The 19,397-nt window shown below is 52.9% G+C and carries 12 protein-coding genes and 1 pseudogene; 6 read left to right on the top strand and 7 right to left on the bottom strand.

The window, feature by feature from the left end; translation table 11 throughout:
* Positions 1 to 239 precede the first annotated feature (239 nt).
* The gene (mqo, locus tag CWS43_RS14300) at positions 240 to 1,892 is read left to right on the top strand and encodes a malate dehydrogenase (quinone) (protein ID WP_101077645.1); all 1,653 of its coding nucleotides are present in this window, start codon (positions 240 to 242) and stop codon (positions 1,890 to 1,892) included.
* Positions 1,893 to 1,957: 65 nt separating this feature from the next.
* On the opposite strand, the gene CWS43_RS14295 is transcribed toward mqo, so the two are convergent.
* The 4 genes from CWS43_RS14295 to ebgR form a co-directional block, all read right to left on the bottom strand.
* Positions 1,958 to 3,457: an amino acid permease gene (locus CWS43_RS14295; protein ID WP_101077643.1), complete on the bottom strand. Its 1,500-nt coding sequence runs from the start codon at positions 3,455 to 3,457 to the stop codon at positions 1,958 to 1,960.
* 41 nt (positions 3,458 to 3,498) lie between these two features.
* Positions 3,499 to 3,951, bottom strand: a complete 453-nt coding sequence (locus tag CWS43_RS14290) for a beta-galactosidase subunit beta (RefSeq protein WP_101077641.1) — start codon at positions 3,949 to 3,951, stop codon at positions 3,499 to 3,501.
* On the bottom strand, positions 3,951 to 7,007 hold the full coding sequence (ebgA, locus tag CWS43_RS14285; protein ID WP_101077639.1) for a beta-galactosidase subunit alpha: 3,057 nt from the start codon (positions 7,005 to 7,007) through the stop codon (positions 3,951 to 3,953). The genes CWS43_RS14290 and ebgA overlap by 1 nt, the downstream gene beginning before the upstream one ends.
* Positions 7,008 to 7,178: 171 nt before the next feature.
* Entirely contained in the window at positions 7,179 to 8,159 is a 981-nt protein-coding gene (gene ebgR, locus CWS43_RS14280) for a transcriptional regulator EbgR (RefSeq protein ID WP_198555841.1), read from the bottom strand.
* Between the two features lie 220 nt (positions 8,160 to 8,379).
* Here ebgR and ygjJ point away from each other — a divergent pair, with 220 nt between their 5' ends.
* Together ygjJ and ygjK are read left to right on the top strand one after the other, a co-directional pair.
* Positions 8,380 to 9,462, top strand: coding sequence for a protein YgjJ (gene ygjJ, locus CWS43_RS14275; RefSeq protein WP_101077635.1), 1,083 nt, complete (start codon positions 8,380 to 8,382; stop codon positions 9,460 to 9,462).
* A complete protein-coding gene (ygjK, locus tag CWS43_RS14270) occupies positions 9,462 to 11,843 on the top strand; it encodes an alpha-glucosidase (protein WP_101077634.1) in 2,382 nt (793 codons plus the stop codon). Before ygjJ ends, ygjK begins: the two co-directional genes overlap by 1 nt.
* 541 nt (positions 11,844 to 12,384) lie before the next feature.
* Here the strand turns inward: ygjK and cytX are convergent.
* Positions 12,385 to 13,638: a putative hydroxymethylpyrimidine transporter CytX gene (gene cytX / locus CWS43_RS14265; RefSeq protein WP_101077632.1), complete on the bottom strand. Its 1,254-nt coding sequence runs from the start codon at positions 13,636 to 13,638 to the stop codon at positions 12,385 to 12,387.
* A 199-nt stretch (positions 13,639 to 13,837) separates the two neighbouring features.
* On the opposite strand from cytX, the gene CWS43_RS14260 reads away from it, so the two are divergent.
* Both CWS43_RS14260 and CWS43_RS14255 read left to right on the top strand, forming a co-directional pair.
* Positions 13,838 to 14,875, top strand: a complete 1,038-nt coding sequence (locus tag CWS43_RS14260; protein ID WP_101077630.1) for a virulence RhuM family protein — start codon at positions 13,838 to 13,840, stop codon at positions 14,873 to 14,875.
* Between the two features lie 17 nt (positions 14,876 to 14,892).
* A pseudogene (locus CWS43_RS14255) lies at positions 14,893 to 15,018 on the top strand (YgjP-like metallopeptidase domain-containing protein); the annotation flags it as partial.
* A 44-nt stretch (positions 15,019 to 15,062) separates the two neighbouring features.
* Here CWS43_RS14255 and CWS43_RS14250 read toward each other — a convergent pair.
* The gene (locus CWS43_RS14250) at positions 15,063 to 15,719 is read right to left on the bottom strand and encodes a Qnr family pentapeptide repeat protein (RefSeq protein WP_101077627.1); all 657 of its coding nucleotides are present in this window, start codon (positions 15,717 to 15,719) and stop codon (positions 15,063 to 15,065) included.
* Between the two features lie 187 nt (positions 15,720 to 15,906).
* Between CWS43_RS14250 and dcp the strand changes: the two genes are divergently transcribed.
* Positions 15,907 to 18,060, top strand: coding sequence for a peptidyl-dipeptidase Dcp (gene dcp, locus CWS43_RS14245; RefSeq protein ID WP_101077625.1), 2,154 nt, complete (start codon positions 15,907 to 15,909; stop codon positions 18,058 to 18,060).
* A gap of 49 nt (positions 18,061 to 18,109) precedes the next feature.
* On the opposite strand, the gene CWS43_RS14240 is transcribed toward dcp, so the two are convergent.
* Positions 18,110 to 19,309, bottom strand: a complete 1,200-nt coding sequence (locus CWS43_RS14240) for an MFS transporter (RefSeq protein WP_101077623.1) — start codon at positions 19,307 to 19,309, stop codon at positions 18,110 to 18,112.
* Positions 19,310 to 19,397 lie beyond the last annotated feature (88 nt).

The following is a 19,397-nucleotide window of genomic DNA, read 5'->3' as shown; positions in this document are numbered from 1 at the left end:
AAAAGCTCTTCAAACCCTTAAAAACCCAGCCGGGATGCGGCCTGTGAGGTAGATCACATCATCGGCTACCGTTTTTTTGAAACGTTAAATCCTTTTTTAAATTATGTAGTGATAATGTTATATTCGTAGCCATCATTTGAAAAAATGAAGTTTCAGTAACGTTCCCGCGTGTTTTTTTGCTAATTTCTTGTTCGATAGTCTTAACAAAACAGAACTGAACATTTAGAGAAACAGACGTCATGAGAAAGATACTTGGTATGCTTCTCAACCGTGACTCACTGGGTGCCAGCGAGCCTGCGGCCGCAGAAGACGAAAAATCCGTTGATGTATTGCTGGTCGGCGGCGGAATTATGAGTGCAACGCTGGGGACGTATCTCCAGGAACTCGAGCCGGACTGGTCGATCCACATGATCGAACGCATGGATAGCGTGGCACAGGAAAGCTCCAACGGCTGGAACAATGCGGGCACCGGTCATGCGGCGCTGGCAGAAATGAATTACACCCCGGTGATGCCCGACGGCTCTGTCGATATCACGAAAGCTGTGGCGATCAACGAAGCCTTCCAGGTTTCCCGTCAGTTCATGGCGTATCAGGTGCAAAAAGGTGTGCTGAATAATCCGCGCTCATTCATCAACAGCGTGCCGCACATGAGCTTTGTCTGGGGCGATGAAAACATCGATTTCCTGCGCAAACGCTTCGCTGCGTTGCAGGAAAGCACCCTGTTCCGCGGAATGGAATATTCGGAAGACCCGGAACAAATCAAACAGTGGATCCCGGCCGTAATGGATGGCCGTGACCCGAATCAGAAAGTCGCTGCGACACGCACCACGGCAGGCACGGATGTTAACTTCGGTGAAGTGACCCGTCAGCTGGTTGAAGCGTTACAGAAAAAATCCAACTTCACGCTGGCGAACGGCCAGGAAGTGCGCGATATCCAGCGCAACCGCGACAAGACCTGGCGCGTCACCATTACCGATCTCAAGCACAGCCACAAACATCACGTCGTGAATGCGAAATTCGTTTTCATCGGCGCGGGCGGTGCATCGCTGACGTTGCTGCAAAAATCCGGCATTCCGGAAGCGCGTGAATACGGCGGTTTCCCGGTCGGCGGTGAATTCCTGGTGACTGAAAATCAGGAAGTGGTGAAACGTCATCTGGCGAAAGTTTACGGCAAAGCTGCCGTGGGCGCGCCGCCGATGTCCGTTCCGCATCTCGACACCCGCATTATCGATGGCAAACAGGTTCTGCTGTTCGGGCCGTTCGCCACTTTCTCCAGTAAATTCCTGAAAAACGGTTCCCTGTGGGATCTGTTTGGCAGCGTGAACAGCTCCAACTTACTGCCGATGACGCACGTCGGCGTGGGTAATTTCGACCTGGTGAAATATCTGGTCGGGCAGGTCATGCTCAGCGATGAAGATCGTCATGCCGCGCTGAAGGAATTCTTCCCACAAGCTGAACTGAAAGACTGGAAACGCTGGGTTGCCGGGCAGCGCGTGCAAATCATCAAAAAAGATGGCAAGCACGGCGGCGTATTGCGTCTGGGCACGGAAGTGGTCAGCGCGAAAGACGGCAGCATTGCGGCATTGCTGGGCGCTTCTCCGGGGGCATCTACGGCGGCACCTATCATGATGAAGTTGCTGGAAACGGTCTTCAAAGAGAAAGCCGCCAGTGCTGAATGGCAGGCGAAATTCCGCGAAATCATTCCGTCCTACGGCACAAAACTGAATGGCAATGTGGAAGCGACCGAGAAAGAGCTGCTGGAAACCAGCCGTATTCTCGAACTGGAAACCCCGTCAATGGAAACGACGCCGGTTGCCGATGTTGTGCAACTCCGCCCGCTGGATGTGCAAACCAAAGAAGAACCGAAGCAGCCCGCAGATATCGCACTGTAAGTTCGGATCTCAGAAAAACAAAAACCGCCTTTTTTCAGGCGGTTTTTTATGCTCATAATCCCTGACTACACGCCTGAAAGCGGTTTCGTAATACTCGCTTCTTTCACACGCGCCGTTTCGTTCTGTGATTCCAGCACTATTCTCGCCAGCGGCGTGTCTTCGTGATAACGCGTTTTATCATCCAGCCCTTTGGAATATTTGTTGTATTTCCACCACGCATAGCCGAGGAAAAGTACCAGCCCGCCGACGTTATAAAACACGATGGTAATAATGCTGGCACCGGTCGGGAAGGTCGAAGCAATAAACCCGACGGTGAAAATCACAATCAGCGTACTGACGATGGCGATGCCCTGCATTCTGGAACCCATTTTGAAATCGCGTTCGACACTATCGTATTTCAGCCGCAGATTCAGGTACGCCAGCATAATAAACAGCGGCGGAAGCATGGACGCCGCAGCGGTCATGTTGATCAGCGTATTCATTAATTCCTGCACACTGTCGGAGCCTAATGTTGGAATTAACATCAGCGGGATGACGATTAAAAACTGGATCCACGCCGCGCGTGTCGGCACGCCGTGCTTATTCAGACGGATGGTTTTCTCACCAAAAATCCCCTTAGGAATTTCAGTAAAGAAGATTTTTACCGGTGCCGCTGTCCACATCAGCAGTGATCCGAACATTGCGGTGAAGGAAACCACGCCGACAAAACGGTTCATCAGGACGGCCGGTAAACCAAAGTGCGCCGATAACCCTTCAAAAACCTGTACCGTGCCGCCGGTGAAATGCAGTGCGGACTGCGCCACAAAAACGTTGATCAGCAATGACGCAATGGAATACAGCACGCCAATTACCAGCCCGGAAATAATAATGACTTTCACAAACGAACGGCTGCCACCTTTGACGTCATTCACATAAACCGCAACGGATTCCGCACCACCTGCCGCCTGGAATATCCACGCGATAATGCCTAAGAATGCCCAGTTAAAGTGCGGCGTCATGGCTTCTACGTTAATCGGGTTCGCCGGTTCCACGCCACCCATTAATGCCGCGCCTGCCAGCACAATATAAGAGAACGTCAGCAGCAACATTAACGTGGACGTCACCGACGTCATCGGGCCAAGTAATTTCGCGCCACTGTTGGAAATTAACGTCGAAAATGCGAACAGGCAGATGCTGATAAAAGCCGTGGTGATGGGCGTAAAGATATAGTCATGGCCTAAAAAAGCGTACGACGCATAGGCAATGACGCGCGGAAGTAATGCCGTGAAGAAGAACAAATTCACGAACCAGTAAGTGTAGGCGGTCATAAATGCCCAGCGGCCGCCGAGTGCGCTTTTTACCCAGGCGTAAACTCCGGCTTCCGAGTTTTTATTCAGCGAGACAAACTCGGCGATGATCAGACAGAACGGAATAAAGTAAATGATCGTCGCCACCAGAAAGACCGGCGCAGAGGCGATGCCTAACTGAATATTGTTATTAATGACATTATTGAAGCTAAAAACGGCGGCAAATGTCATGGATAACAATCCAAATTTACCGATTGTGTTTCTGCTCGACCCGGCCATAAATTCTCTCCAACTGCTTTTTGTAGGGTTAGGTTTTTTTATTATTTATTAACGAAATAACTTTCTTCGATGGTCACTTTTAAGATGGCTTTTTTGACGTCTTTTTCCGGCCTGAACCGGCTGGCTTCGTGGTTTTCAAAGAGAATGACATTGCCTTTTTGGGCCGTAATTTTTTCGCCGCGGCCGGAAAACAGTTCGCGGTCGGTTTCGTCGCAATAGGGCGCGCAATTTTGCAGAGAGGATTTGGCGGCGAATTCGATTTCTTCGCGTCCTTCGAGGTAATAATGCACGTCGAAATAACGGCGATGGCCTTCGAACGTTTCCCGCTGAGGTTCCGCGCCGGATGCCAGCCGGTACACCAGCGAATCCCCGATGGAGTGAAAGACGCCGGGACGGAGTTTCTCAATATTATTAATGGCTTCCCTACAACGCTGCCATTTTTTCCCGGCAGGATAAAGCTGCTGAAATTCAGCCAAAGATCCGAGAATAATCATCAGTTTGCCTCCTGCGGCTGGATGCTGAATTGCGCGAGACTCAGGCTGTCGTTGTCCTGCTGGCGGAACGGCAGCATCGTGAAGCCGTAGCGAAATGCCTGGAAATACACACGGTAGGACTCGAGAACTTCCGAGCCCCAGGAGTTCGAGCCGAGCCCCATGATCTGGTGATCGAGATTGAGCGTCAGGCAGGTGTCCGGCGTGAGTTCGTCGATGTGCTGCGCCTGTTGCAACTTCTGCGAACTGTACGGCCACAGGCTGAAATTGAGCGGCTGGCGCGGCTGAATAAAAATGCCGTTGCCCGTGTTGTCGCGCAGGCTCAGCCAGCGAACGTCCTGCCGGTTGCCGTTGTCCTGCGGCATCGGGTAGTTTTCAAACAGGCTGGCCGCCGGTTGCTGATAATGGCCGATCAGGTTGGCCTGCCGGCTGTCCGGATAGTTTTCACCCGGTCCGCGCCCGTAATATTCCACCTGTCCGAAGCGGCGGCTGAGGCCAAAATCCAGCCCGATTTTGGGGATCACGTGGCTGAAATCGCCATACGGCGTGCCGGATAAATCGAGGCTGACCGCGCCCTGCGGCGATATCTGCCAGCGGTAAACGCAGCGCATCCCGAAATCAAAGACCGGCGGCGCGATGATGGTGTGAACTTCAATCACCACGTCGTCATTTTGATTTTTCCAGCTCAGTGAGCGGAAATGTTGCTGCAGGATTTGCAGATGATTCGGCTGCCAGATGCCTTCGAACTCCGGCTTATGGTTGTCGATAACCGGCTTGAAGAAGTTAAGTTTCGGCGCGCGCCCGACGATTTCTTCGCCGTCCGCCTGCCAGGATTTCAGTCCGCCGTCGAGGCGGGAAAATTCGAGACGGAAGTTTTCGCCGCGAACGATCAGCTGATGTTTTTGCTCGTCGCAGACCAGCGCTGTCGTGGCCTTAAGATCCGGTAAAATCTCCAGCGGCTGAGCTGCCTGCAACAACACCTGATAATCGCCGAGCGGATGATTCGCTTCGCTGTAAGCGGTCGGGCTGTTTTTGCTGATGCGGATATTCAGGAAGGTTTCCTGCCCGTCGGCGGTGAATTCCGGCAGTGGAACCGTTTCGATTTCACCGGATTGCAGATGCGGCAGGGCGATTTGATGGTCTTCAAGGCAGCGGCCCGCCACCTGCACGGTGAGCGTCAGCGTGATGTCTTCCAGTGAGCTGAACCAGTAACGGTTTTTGACCCGCAGTGCATTGCCGCTGAGGCTGATTTCCACCGGACATAACACCTGCTTGTATTCGCGCAGGCCGGGGCCGGGGGTTTGGTCCGGATAAATCAGGCCGTCCATGCAGAAGTTGTAGTTGTTCGGATAATCGCCGTAATCACCGCCGTAGGCGTAACGCGACTGACCGTTTTCACCGGTTTCCAGCAAGCCATGGTCGCACCATTCCCAGATGTAATGCCCCTGAAGGCTGGCGTGGCGGTTCATGACGGCCTGATATTCTGCTAATCCGCCGGGGCCGTTGCCCATTGCGTGGGCGTATTCGCAGATGATGCGCGGTTTGGCGTGCGGGTATTCGCCGAACGCATTCATCATTTGCACGCGGGAATACATGGTACTGATGACGTCGGTGACGTCGGCGTCGCGGTCTTCTTCGTAATGGATCAGGCGCGTCGGGTCGAGGGCTTTGCAGCGCGCGGCCATCGCGCGGATGTTACAGCCATAGCCGGATTCGTTGCCGAGCGACCACATGATGATGGACGGGTGATTCTTCTGCGCCATCACATGCCGCCCGATGCGCTCAACATAGGCGTGTTCCCAGCGCGGATCGTCGGTAATGCGGCTCAGATCGCCGACGTTCGCGAAACCGTGGCTTTCCAGATCGGTTTCGGCCATCACGAATAAACCGTAGATGTCGCACAGTTCGTAAAAGCGCGGATCGTTCGGGTAATGCGCAGTGCGCACCGAATTGATGTTGTGCTGTTTCATCAGAATGATATCGCGCTCAACCCGCGCCATATCGACCGCACGGCCTTTGCGATGATCGTGATCGTGACGGTTTACGCCGTGCAGTTTGAGGTAGCGCCCGTTGACGTAAAACAGCCCGTCGCGCACGCAGATATCGCGAAAACCCACGCGCTGCGGCACCACGGAAATCACATTGTCCGCCTCGTCGTACAGCGTCAAAAGCAGCTGATATAACGCGGGATGTTCGGCGTTCCACTGGCGTGGCTGGCTGACCGGGATCTCCAGCCGGCAGCGGGTTTCATCCGCGATATCAAGATCTGTAACGGAAAGCTCCGCCACGCAGTTTTCGCCATCCAGTAACTGTGCGTGCAGGCGATAACCCTTCACCGGTTCACGCTGATTATGCAAAACGGCGTCAATTTTCAGCGTGGCGTTGCAGTAGTCTTCATCGAACTCCGTAACAACAGTCATATCCTCAAGATGTACGGCATTCTGGCCAGTCAGAGTCACGTCACGGAAAATTCCGGCCATCCACCACATGTCCTGATCTTCGATATAGGTTGAATCCGCCCACTGCAAAACGCGCACCGACAACAGGTTTTCGCCCCGCTGTACGAAACCGCTGATATCAAACTCCGCGCACAGGCGGCTGCCTTTGCTGAACCCCACGTAATGGCCGTTCACGTACACTTCGAAGTAGGTTTCGACACCGTCGAATTTAATGAGGGTTTGCACATTGTCCCATGCGGCATCGAGATGAAATTTCCGCTGATATGCGCCGGTGGGGTTACTGGTTGGAACAAAAGGAATATCGATCGGGAAGGGGAAACCTTCATCGGTGTATTGCAGCTGGCCATGGCCTTCCATCTGCCACATGCCCGGCACGTTAATGTCGCCCCAGCCGGACACCGGCTGATTGTAGAATTCGTCCGGGACTAAAGCCGGGTGCTCAAAATAGCGAAACTGCCAGCGGCCGCTGAGCAGCTGAAAGTGCTGACTGGCCGCACGGTCAAAGCTCAGTGCCTGCTGCGCATTTTCATAGCTGAAAAAACGGGCGCGCGGCGGTAAACGGTTTTCTGACTGCTTGTCGATGTTTTCCCAATTATTCACGTAATCTCTCCTGAGACGTGTTTCTATGGGAAACAAGATAGTAAATATTTAGTAAAAATAACTAAAAACATTTACCGATTGTTCAGGGGATCACAAAAATTAAAAAATACGCAGAAGGATCATGCAGTTAATTTTTACTGCAACTGATGATCCTTTTTAAAGCCGGGAAATTTAGCGGCGGGTGGTGTCGCGCAGCTGGAGAGAGCTGGGCACAAACACGGAAAGCGGGACGCTGCGTTCATCACGCAGACGTTCGGTCAGCAGGTTAACGGCCTGCGCGCCCATGGTTTCGGAATGGATGCGAACCGTTGATAAAGAAGGGAAAACAAATCGTGCGGTCGGGATGTCGTTGACGCTGATCAGCGCGATTTGCTCCGGGATTTTCACACCGTGTTCCAGCAGCGCGCGGGTGACGCCCAGCGCCATGGTGTCGGTGGCGATCAGCAGCGCCGGTGGAAACGGCATATTCTCCTGCAACATTTTCTTCGCGCACTGATAACCGGACTGGCTGGTGAAATCGCCGTAGTAAATATCCTGTGGCTGCACGACGTTTTTCAGGCGGCCATATTCCACAAACGCCTGTTCCCGCTGGTCGGCAAATTCCGGGTGATCACGCCCGCCGATAAAACCGATCCGCGAATAACCCTGGCCGATAAAGAAGTCGATCACTTTCTGGCTGATCTTAAAGAGATCAACATTTACGCAGTCAAACTGCGCGTCTTCCATCACGCCATCAATGAAAACTACCGGGCTGGATTGCTGACTGAGCTGGGTGTACAGCGCCGTTTGCGGCTGGCCGATAACCAGAAAACCGTCGGCGGCAGGCAGCGGTTTATCGCCGGTGAAGTCATAGCCGGAAATCAATGTGACGCCGAGCTTTTCGCACTGTGTTTCAATGCCATAGCGCATGGAAAGGTAGTAAGGATCGTCGATTTCCAGCCCCTGCCGGTAGGTGAAAAGCGCGGCGAAGGTCATCCGGTGCGTGGCGTTACGTTTGGACGGCGACAGTTTATATTCCAGGCGTTCTGCCGCTTCTAAAATCTTCTGCCGGGTTTGCGCTTTCACGCTCAGGCTCGGATCGTCATTTAGCACACGTGAAACCGTCGCAACGGATACGTTCGCGGCCTCAGCGATTTCCTTCAAAGTAGCCATCAGCGTCTCATAATCAGGTAAACCAAAGCCGTAGCTTAATGTGATCAGCGGCTTATGTACACCGGCCCCGGATGCATAAGCCCCCAAAATCTCAATGTGACAGGGTTAACGCTTTACCGATATTTAAGTATATTTTAGTAAAATATTTACTAGACTGCGTTTTACTTTTTAGCTCAGTTTCTCTGAATTCTAAATACTCACCTTAAGTGAAGCGCATACCATGAAGAAAATATCATTCCACAAAATGTTCATGATTTTATTATTCGCCTCGCCAATGAGTTCATGGGCGCAGGAATCTGTCGTGCCCGCTGAACATAATGTTTTACCGCCACCGGAAATAACGCCACAAGGCGCCAATAATACCGCCTACCGATTTTATGGCGAAATGGGCGGCGGTGGCAGCGTATATTTGAACGGTAAAGACCAGCATAAATACAGCGACGGCACCTATATTGAAGGCGGCCTGGAAATAAAACACGGCAACTGGTTCGGGCTTATTTATGGCGAAGGCTGGACGGTGCAGGCCGATCACCATGGAAATGCCTGGGTGCCGGACCACAGCTGGGGCGGATTTGAAGGCGGTCTGAACCGATTTTATGGCGGTTACCGCACGGATAACGGCACCGAAATGATCCTCAGTATGCGCAACGATTCTTCGCTCGATGACCTGCAATGGTGGGGAGATTTCACACCGGAATACGGCTATGTGATCCCCAATACGCGCGATTTAACGCAGGCGGCAAAAATCCAGAATCTCACCGGAAAATTCCGCTACAGCGTGACTGCCGCACCGGAAAGCCGCGTGAATGAAAGTACCGCGTTGCTGCATTTCGGAAAATATGACCGCTATTCAGATAAATACACCTACCGCGCGATGGTCAACGGCTACACGCAATATGACCTGACGGAAGGGCTGACGCTGCTCAACGGCCTCGAACTTACCGACGGCACCGGGCAATTATTCCTCGCCGGATTGCAGGGAAAAAACCTGGCCGGACGCGTCTGGCATCACACCGGCAAAGGCGACGGCAATCATCCGGGGAGCGAATCCGGCGCGATGGTCAGCGCCATGGTGGAAGCGATATCCGGCCTCTATTTCTCCACCGCTTACAGTTACGCCGAACATCATTTAGATAACGCGGCGGACACCACCACATCCTACGCACAAGCCGGTATCTGGTACGAATATTACGGTGGCCGGTTCGCCACGGCGCTGGACAGTAAATTTTATATGAGCAACGACAATACCGGTGCCAGCAATTCCCTATTTCTGATGCAATATTTCTATTGGGGTAAATCATAATGAAAACCGTCAGCAAGCTTAAACCTGTTGCGTTATTTGTCGTCGCGACATTATTTATTTCCGGCAATGTTTTGGCCGAAACCGAAAATACCCTGCGCGCCGGTGAATATAAGAATGTGATAAATCGAACAGGCGCGCCGCAATATATGCTCGATTATGATTTTGATGAACATCAGCGTTTTAATCCTTTATTTGACGACGGTTCGTGGCACGGGCATTTATTACCTGTAAACGCGGAAGGGATGGGCGGATTCCCCGGCCCGGCGTTGCTGACTGAAGAGTACATCAACTTTATGGCGGATAATTTTGACCGCCTGACGGTCTGGAAAGACGGCAAAAAAGTCGCGATGAGCATGACCGCTTACAGCATTCCCGGCGCATTAATACAAACGCTGACCGCGGCCGGTGTCCGTATCGATCTGACGCTGCGTTTTGTCACTAACCGCACCTCGTTGCTGGAAACCAAAATCACCACCGACGCGCCACTGGAGCTGGTCTGGGACGGCGCATTGCTGGAAAAACTTCACGCTCAGGAGGGAAAACCGCAGTCGGATAAAACCATTGAGCAGGAATATCCCGGTTATACCCGAAAAATTATCCCGACCGCCGATGGCTTGCGGGTGACGTTTGGCAAAGTGCGTGCAGCCTCGAGCCTGATGACGTCCGGTGAGTCGGAATATCAGATCCATAAATCGCTGCCGGTGCAGACTATCGCGCAGGGCAATGAGTTTACCACGAAGGCCAAAATCACCGGTTCCACCACGATTTACACCACCTATTCGCATTTGCTGACCGCCGCCGAAGTGCAGCGGGAACAGCCGAAAATTGCTGACATTCTGGCGCATCCGCAAACCTATCTCGCTGCCTCGGAAAAGCGCTGGGAAGGTTATCTCAATAAAGGGCTGACCAATCCTCACGCGACGGCGGCGCAGGAACGCGTGGCGGTGAAAGCGATCGAAACCCTGAACGGCAACTGGCGCGGTGCGGCGGGTGCGATGAAATTTGATTCCGTGACGCCTTCGGTCACGGGGCGCTGGTTCTCCGGTAATCAGACCTGGCCGTGGGATACCTGGAAACAGGCTTACGCGATGGCGCATTTCAACCCCGACGTGGCGAAAGACAATATCCGTGCGGTGTTCGCGTTTCAGATCCAACCCGGTGATGCGGTTCGCCCGTGGGACGCCGGTTTTGTTCCCGATCTCATCGCTTATAACCCCGGCGCAGAACGCGGTGGCGACGGCACCAACTGGAATGAGCGCAACACCAAGCCGAGTCTGGCGGCATGGTCGGTGATGGAAGTCTACAAAACGACCGGTGATAAACAGTGGCTGGCAGAAATGTACCCGAAACTGGTCGCCTATCACGACTGGTGGCTGCGCAACCGCGATCACAACCACAACGGCGTGCCGGAATACGGCGCAACGCGCGATAAAGCGCACAACACCGGCGACGGGAAAATGCTGTTTACCGTCAAGAACGGGCAAAAAGAGCAGACCGAATCAGGACTGAAAAACTACGACCGCGTGGTGAAATCCGGCAAATACGACAGTATCGAAATCCCCGCGCAGGTTGCCGCTTCCTGGGAGTCAGGCCGTGACGATGCTGCGGCTTTCGGTTTTATCGATGCGGATCAGCTGGCGAAATACATCAAAAATGGCGGTAAAAAGCAGGACTGGCAGGTCAGCTTCGCCGAAAACCGCGCCGCCGACGGGACGCTGCTGGGGTATTCGCTGCTACAGGAATCAGTCGATGAAGCCAGCTACATGTTCAGCGACAACAAGTACCTGGCTGAAATGGCTGACATCCTGGGTAAGAAAACCGACGCTCAGGACTTCCGCACAAAAGCCAGCAAACTGGCGGATTACATAAATACCTGCATGTTCGATGACCGCAGCGGCTTCTTCTACGACATCAGAATTGAAGAAAAACCGCTGGTCAATGGCTGCGCTGGCAAACCGATCGCCGAACGCGGAAAAGGCCCGGAAGGCTGGTCGCCTTTGTTTAACGGCGCTGCAACGCAGGCACACGCCGACGCCGTGGTGAAAGTCATGAAGGATGTACGTGAGTTCAACACGTACGTGCCGCTCGGCACCGCAGCGCTGACCAATCCGGCGTTCGGCGCCGATATTTACTGGCGCGGCCGTGTTTGGGTCGATCAGCTCTATTTCGGGCTGAAAGGCATGGAACAATACGGCTATCGCAATGACGCCATTGCCATGGCGCAGGCCTTTTTCGATCACGCCGACGGCCTGATGACTGACGGCCCGATCCGCGAAAACTACAATCCGCTCAACGGCCAGCAGCAGGGCGCACCGAACTTCTCATGGAGCGCTGCGCATCTGTATATGCTCTATAACGATTTCTTCGGGCTGGGAAAATAAGGAAATATTCACCGCGTAATGACCGGATTTCAGGCACAAAAAAACCGCTTTAGAGAGCGGTTTTTTTGTTGGGTGATTCAGTTAGCGCTAAATCAGCCCAGTTTTGATTCGCTAAAATAAGCGAAGACAGGCAGCCCAGACCGCGTAAATGTACCTGACGTATAAAGTGTCTGCAAGTTTAAATTTCGAACAATAAGCTTATATATTTTGTGGTCTTGGTGTTAGCATCTGCGCGGGGCTGATTTGCCCGTTTAGCGACGGGTCACCGGGCTCGAAATTAGCACTTAAGCACCGCGAGGACAGGCACCCAGATTCTGCTTGTCTCTCATCAGTCGGTCCCGGTGCTGATGGATGAAACGCGGCTTTTAAAAGGCCGTATCAATGAAAAAGTGTATTTATGCACTGATCGTTGTACTGGGTTCTTTGATGACGTCTGCTGGCGATGGATGGAACGTTAACGTTTCTGATATCAACATTAGCGTCAACTTGGGGTCTGGTTTAAAGCAGTAGAGGAACCGCCCTTCGGGGCGGTTTTTTTACGTTATCTTCTCCGCCCTAATCCCCAGCATACGGCCCCTGCTACAACCAGCGAAGGAATTGTCGCACCGACATCGGGCAGCAGATTTGCCATGGCGTGATAAACCGCGATGCCCGCAATCCACGCGATCAGCGAGTTGACGTTCAGCGTTTTACTGGTCGCTTCGCGCAGAACAAAATGATGCGTCAGCACCACGCCAAACAGCGGCGCAAACACCGAGCCAATCAGCAGCAGGAAGTTTTCGTACTGAGTGAGCGGAACGCCCCAGGCAATCAGCGTGCACAACAGGCCGATGCCAAGCGTCAGCTTACCGATCCCGACGGGTACGGAAGTGCCCGCAGAAACCGCCGCCGAGTGAATATCGGCAAAGGCGTTTTCATGTTCATCCACCAGAATCAGCAGCAGCGGAATACCGAACGCGACGCCGGAAAGCGCCAGAAGTAACGCGTTTGCGTCGGTCGATGTGCTGACAAAGGCCAGCGTATACGCCACGCCGAGCGACATCATCCAGACGCTTCCGAGGAAATACCCGCAGGCGGTGCCCCAGAAATTTTGCCGGGCGGATTTGCCAAAACGGGTGTAATCCGACACCAGCGGCAACCAGGAAAAAGCCATCGAAACCACGATGTCGCAGGCCAGCGCGAAAGGCATCGAGCCATCTCCGGCTTTGTGCCACAGCGTAAATAAATCGGCGTGCAGGAACAGATAACCGGTCAGCCACGCGCAGCTTGCCAGCAATAACCAGATGCCCCAGCGGCGCAGCACGACACGGATAAACGCCAGCGGGCCGCTGGCTGCCAGCAGCGTGGCGACGGCGCCAAAGATGAATGTCCACATCGTGGGATTCGCCCAGACACTTTCTCCGCCCCATGCACGTTTTGCCAGAAGGCTGGCTGCATCACGCATTACTACGATTTCGAACGCGCCCCAGCCAATTAGCTGGATCAGATTGAAGATGACCGGCAGCGCAACGCCGCGTTTACCCAGACTGAGTTTCAGCGAGGCCATCGAAGATAAACCGGTCTGGCCGCCAATCACGCCGACCAGCGCGAGCAGCCCGACGCCGACTGCTGAGCCGAGCACGATAGCGGCAATCGAACCCGCCAGCCCCAATCCGGGTGCCAGAATTGCACCGGCCTGCAAGACCATCAGGCCCATGCCTAGCGAAAACCACAGCGAGAATAAATCGGACCAGCCCAGAACCCGTGATTTTTCCGGAACTGAAGCCTGAGGAGAATAAATACTATTATCTTTCATGAGGTTAATTTGGTTGCCACAGCGAACGCCTGTTATAGCATATTGCGGCGAGGATCTGATGACGGGTGGGTGAGAAGCGCACTTTTCGGTTTTTCACAAAGCGGTTAGATTAACCGCTATTTTTGCATTCTGGCTAAGCAGGTAGAATGACTTAATTCGGGTGATTTAAATCCCATGGCGCTTGAAGGAGAATGGATTGATGGATGAACAAAATATGCCTTTGGCGCCTGAAGGGGAGTTCGTCCTTTTTCAAAGTTCGGATGGTCGATTACGAATAGAATGTCGTTTTGAATCAGAGACATTGTGGCTCTCTCAGACATTGATTTCTGATATTTATCAGAAAAATGTGCGTACTATTAACGAGCATTTGATGAATATCTATCAGGAGGGAGAGCTGGATAGAAATGCAACTATCCGGAAATTCCGGATAGTTCGCCAGGAAGGAAGCCGCGAGGTTTCCCGGCAGATTGATTATTACAATCTGGATGCCATTCTCGCCGTGGGTTATCGCGTGCGTTCTGCCCGTGGTACCCAGTTTCGCCAATGGGCAACACAAACCTTGCAGGAATATGTCATCAAAGGTTTTGTGTTGGACGACCAGCGGCTGAAAAACCCGCCGGTTGGAAAATCCGTCGTGCCGGATTATTTCGACGAAATGCTGGTACGTATCCGCGATATTCGTGCCAGTGAGCGCCGGGTATATCTGCGTATTAAAGATATCTTCTCAATGGCAGTTGATTATCAGTCCCCGGATAATGAGACAGCGCATTTCTTTCAGGCAATCCAGAATAAATTGCACTTTGCCTGTACGGGACTGACAGCTGCGGAAATCATCACTCAGCGTGCGAATGCCAGTGAGCCAAATATGGGGCTGACCAGCTTCAGGTATAGTACCGTTCGCAAAACCGATATTACGATTGCCAAGAATTATCTGCATGAAGACGAAATAGATCACCTTAACCGTATTATCTCCATGTGGCTGGATTATGCCGAGGATCAGACGAAACGCCGTCAGCAGATATTTTTAAAAAACTGGCAGGAGAAACTCGAGCAATTCCTCAGTTTTAATGAACTGGATATTTTGCAGGGCAGCGGTAAAACGACTAAAAAGGAAGCCGATGAAAAAGCCAGCCTGCAATATGAAGCGTTTAATGAACAGCGACGTCGTCTGAAAGAGGCGGAAGGTGAAAAGAGTAATATTGAAGCGCTTTATGCCATTGCTAAGAAAAAGGATTAACTGATATCACAAGCCCGGTAGAACACAATCACAGCGAGCAGTTTTACCGCCTGATGAAACAGGTCATGCCGCACTGGGAAAAAATCAAATCTCACCTCGATGGCATGGCCGCGGCGCTGCTCAATGGGAGCCATGCGGAGTAAGTCATCAATCCCTTGTATCCCAAAATCTCACATTCCAAGCACCGTTATTTCGAAAAGATCACAACCACCCCCAACCTCTCCAGCAAATGGCTTTGCTGCCAGTCGTCGATTTTCACGCCGTCGAGATCGACTTTCCGGAGGTTTAATTCGCCCAGGTCGGAATTGGTCAGGTCGCAGTGGGTGATGTTCACATTATTCCAGTCGAACTCGGTGAATTCTCCGCCGGAAAGGTCGGAACCGCTGAGGTTAGCACCTTGCACATTGGCGCCGGTCCAGCGGTTCTCCCACAGCTCACATTTTTCCAGAATCACTTTGCTGAAGTTGGCGTAGCTGAAGTTATTTTTGGTCATGAACGCGCTGCAAAACCAGGTGCGGGTAGTGATCATATTCATAAAGCTGGCGCCGCTGAAATCTGCGCCGGTGGCTTTGCTTTCGCGGATCTCCAGGCCGAGCGCCTGAATATTCTTGAAATCAGCCATCGTCAGGTCGCAATGCTTAAAGCTGGCGTCCTGTAATTTTGCGTGCTGGAACGAGCAGCCGGTTTGTTCGTCGTCATCGTAAAACAGACAGTCACTAAAAGCGGTTTCTGACAAATCGCAGCTGTCGAAATGGCAGCGGTAAAAGCGGCAGTTTTCCAGCGTTTCGCCGGTGAATTGTTTCACACCAAAACGCTGGCCGGTGAAAGTCTGGTCTTTAATCATGATGTTTTCCTGCCATTTTTACGCGCTGCGAAGGGCAATATCCTGACAGAAAAATTCCCCTGAAAATATTGAAACCCCTTGTCATCACACGATTTCCTTACGCACTTCTTTTGCCGGATCGGCGACCGGGGTCTATTCTCAATGGCTTAACGGAGCAATTTCTCTTAATCAGATAAGGAAGACTGAAATGCGTTTGTCCTACCTCTTTTTGGCAACCAGTCTGGCCATGAGCCAGTTTGCAGGCGCTGCGCAGAGCGTGCAGCCCGCCACGCAGGAGCCCGTCATGAATCACGCCATTGTTAAAGATAATCCGTTTCTGAAACCGAGCCCGCTTGAATATCAGGCACCGCAATTCAATCTGTATAAAGACAGCGATTATGAACCGGCGTTGCTCGAAGGCATCCGTCAGAAACTCGCCGAAGTCGGTAAAATTGCCGATGACCCTTCACCGCCGACGTTCGAAAATACCTACGTTGCGCTGGAAAAATCCGGTGGCACGTTGCAGCGGGTGCAGAGCATTTTCGGTGCCATGACTGGCGCAAATACCAACGATACCCTGCAAAAAATTGATGAAGACACCTCGCCAAAGCTGGCGGCGATGGACGACAGCATTCATCTCAACAGCAAGTTGTTTGCCCGCCTTAAAACCGTGTATGACCAGCGTAATACGCTGAAGCTGGATGCGGAATCGCAGCGTCTGGTTGAAGTCACGTATAAAGATTTTGAGCTGGCGGGTGCGAATCTTTCTGATGCCGGTAAAGACAAACTCAAAGCGCTGAACCAGCAGGCGGCCACGCTGAGCACGCAGTTCACCAATAAGCTTCTCGCGGCGACGAAAGCGGGCGGGCTGACGGTAAAAGATAAAGCGCTGTTGGCCGGGTTGAGCGAGGCCGAGCTTTCTGCGGCGGCGCAGGCGGCCAAAGACCGTAAGCTGGATAACGCGTGGTTGCTGGTGTTGCAAAACACCACGCAGCAGCCTTTGTTGCAGTCGCTGGAAAACCGCGATACGCGCCAGGCGTTGTACGACGCGTCCGTCAATCGCGCTGAAAAAGGCGATGCTAACGATACACGTGAGCTTATCGCGAAACTGGCGAAAGTCCGCGCGGAACAGGCCAAAGTGCTTGGATTCCCGAGCTATGCGGCGTGGAAACTGGAAGACCAGATGGCGAAAACGCCGCAGGCTGCGCTGGATTTCATGCACAAAATTGTGCCAGCCGCGACCGCCCGCGCGGAGCGTGAGGCGAAAGATATTCAGTCAGAAATCGATAAACAGAAAGGCGGGTTCAGCGTTGCGGCCTGGGACTGGCAGCATTACGCCCAACAGGTACGTAAAGAGAAATACGATCTCGACGATGCGCAGATCAAACCCTATTTCGAGCTGAATAATGTGCTGGAAAACGGCGTGTTCTATGCGGCGAATCTGCTGTACGGCATTACGTTTAAAGAGCGCAAAGACCTGCCGGTCTGGAATCCCGATGTACGTGTTTTTGAAGTCTTCGATAAAGACGGTAAATCGATGGCGCTGTTTTACGCCGATTATTATCAGCGTGATAACAAAGGCGGCGGCGCGTGGATGAGTAATTTCGTCGATCAGTCCAGACTGCTCGGCACCAAACCGGTGATTTATAACGTCGCTAACTTCCAGAAACCGGCTGCGGGGCAACCGGCGTTGTTGTCGTGGGATGACGTGATCACGATGTTCCACGAATTCGGCCATACGCTGCACGGGTTGTTTGCCGACCAGCAATATCCAAGCCTTTCAGGCACCGCAACCCCGCGCGATTTCGTCGAATTCCCGTCCCAGTTTAACGAGCACTGGGCGAGTGACCCGAAAGTGTTTACTCACTTCGCGAAGCATTATCAGACCGGCGAAGTCATGCCGCAGGCCTTGCAGGACAAGATCGGGAAAGCCAGCAAGTTTAATAAAGGTTATGACATGACCGAGCTTCTGGCCGCCGCGCTTCTGGACATGCACTGGCACAGCCTGAGTGCCACGGAACCGCAGCAGGATGTCGATAAGTTCGAAGCCGAATCGCTGGCGAAGGACAAAGTGAATCTGGCTTACGTTCCGCCGCGCTACCGTTCCAGCTATTTCCAGCACATCTGGGGGAACGGCTATGCCGCGGGCTATTACGCGTATCTGTGGACAGAAATGCTGGCCGATGATGCTTTTGCCGGGATCACCGAACAGGGCGGGCTGACGCGGGAAAATGGTCAGAAATTCCGCGATCAAATCCTCTCGCGCGGGAACAGCGAGGATCTGGAAAAACTGTATGAAACCTGGCGAGGCAAAGCTCCGTCCATTGAGCCGATGCTGAAAAACCGGGGCCTGGAAGAGTAATCCACCCCCGCCATGAAAAAGCCCTGACCGTTATGCGCTCAGGGCTTTTTTACGCCGTCCGTGCCGCCAGCCGGTGGCCCATCCAGAAGAACACCAGCCCGCCCGCCGAAGCGGCAATCAGCGCAATAAACATTACCGGCGGCGCGGCGTAACTGAGCAGGAATCCGCACATCACCGGGTTTATCGCGCCGCCAAGATTGCTCAGGTTTTGCATGCCGTAGTAGCTGCCTTTCATGTTTTCCGGTGCGATATAGTCGATAAACATGTATTCGACCGGAATAACGATCAGCTCGCCGAAGCTGAAAATCGCCATCGCGATGATCCAGAACAGCACGGATTGCCCGGCCGTCATGAAGCCAATCAGGCCGATGATGAAGAAAATAGTGCCAAGCAGCAGCCATTTCAGCAGGCTTTTTTGTTTCATCCGGCTGCTTAAAACGTACTGGAAGGCGATCACGATGACGGCGTTGGTGATCATCACGGCGCCGATAATTTTGTACGCAAACGCCGCGTTAGAAACCAGAATCAGATATTGCGACAGATAACCGGCGAACTGCCCGAAGACGACCGAACCCAGCGTGCTGCCGAGCGTGAAGTAAATCAGGCGGCGATCATGTGCCAGAATGCTGAGGGTCTGGCGAAGGTTTGGTTTGGGCAGCGGTTTTTGCTCCAGCCCATTTTGCGGTGGTTTTTGCGGAATATTACGCAATCCCCAGCCCAACGAAATCACGGTGCCCAGCGCCAGAACGCCGGAAATAATAAACGGCAGCATCGGGCTGAAACCGGCCAGCCAGACGCCCAGAGACGACCCGACGGCCCAGCCGACGTTTACCAGCGTGTAGTTCATGGAGAAAGCTTTGACCCGTTTTTCAACCGGTAACCAGCTGGCGATGCAGGCTTTAAGCGTAATACTCAGCAGGGCGTAAGACGCATTGAGCAGCGCCAGCACCAGCAAAACGCCGGTGACATCCGGCAGCAACGGCAGCAATAAAAAACTCAGGCCGAACGAACTGATCGACACCGTAATCAGCGTCCGGTGATTAAATTTATCCACCAGATAACCGCCGTACAAACTGCTGAGAATACCGATCGCCAGGCTGGCGCCCAGAATAATCCCGACGCTTTTGGGCAGCAGATGATAGTGCTCGGTGAGATAAATTGTGATAAACGGCAGAGTGACACCACGTCCGATAGTAAGCACTAACGAACTGGCGAGCAGCGCAAGGATCAGCGGCGGCATTCCCTTCATTGTTAAAGGCATTCCCTAATTCAGAGCAACATTTTCGCTACATGATAGTCGAGTCTGCGCAGTATTTTTCGGTACAAAAAGAAGGGAT

The organism is Rahnella sp. AA, from assembly GCF_002834385.1.
In the GTDB taxonomy this organism is placed as follows: domain Bacteria; phylum Pseudomonadota; class Gammaproteobacteria; order Enterobacterales; family Enterobacteriaceae; genus Rahnella.
Note: the sequence above shows the minus strand (reverse complement) of the source record. Positions and strands in the feature narration are given on the sequence as shown.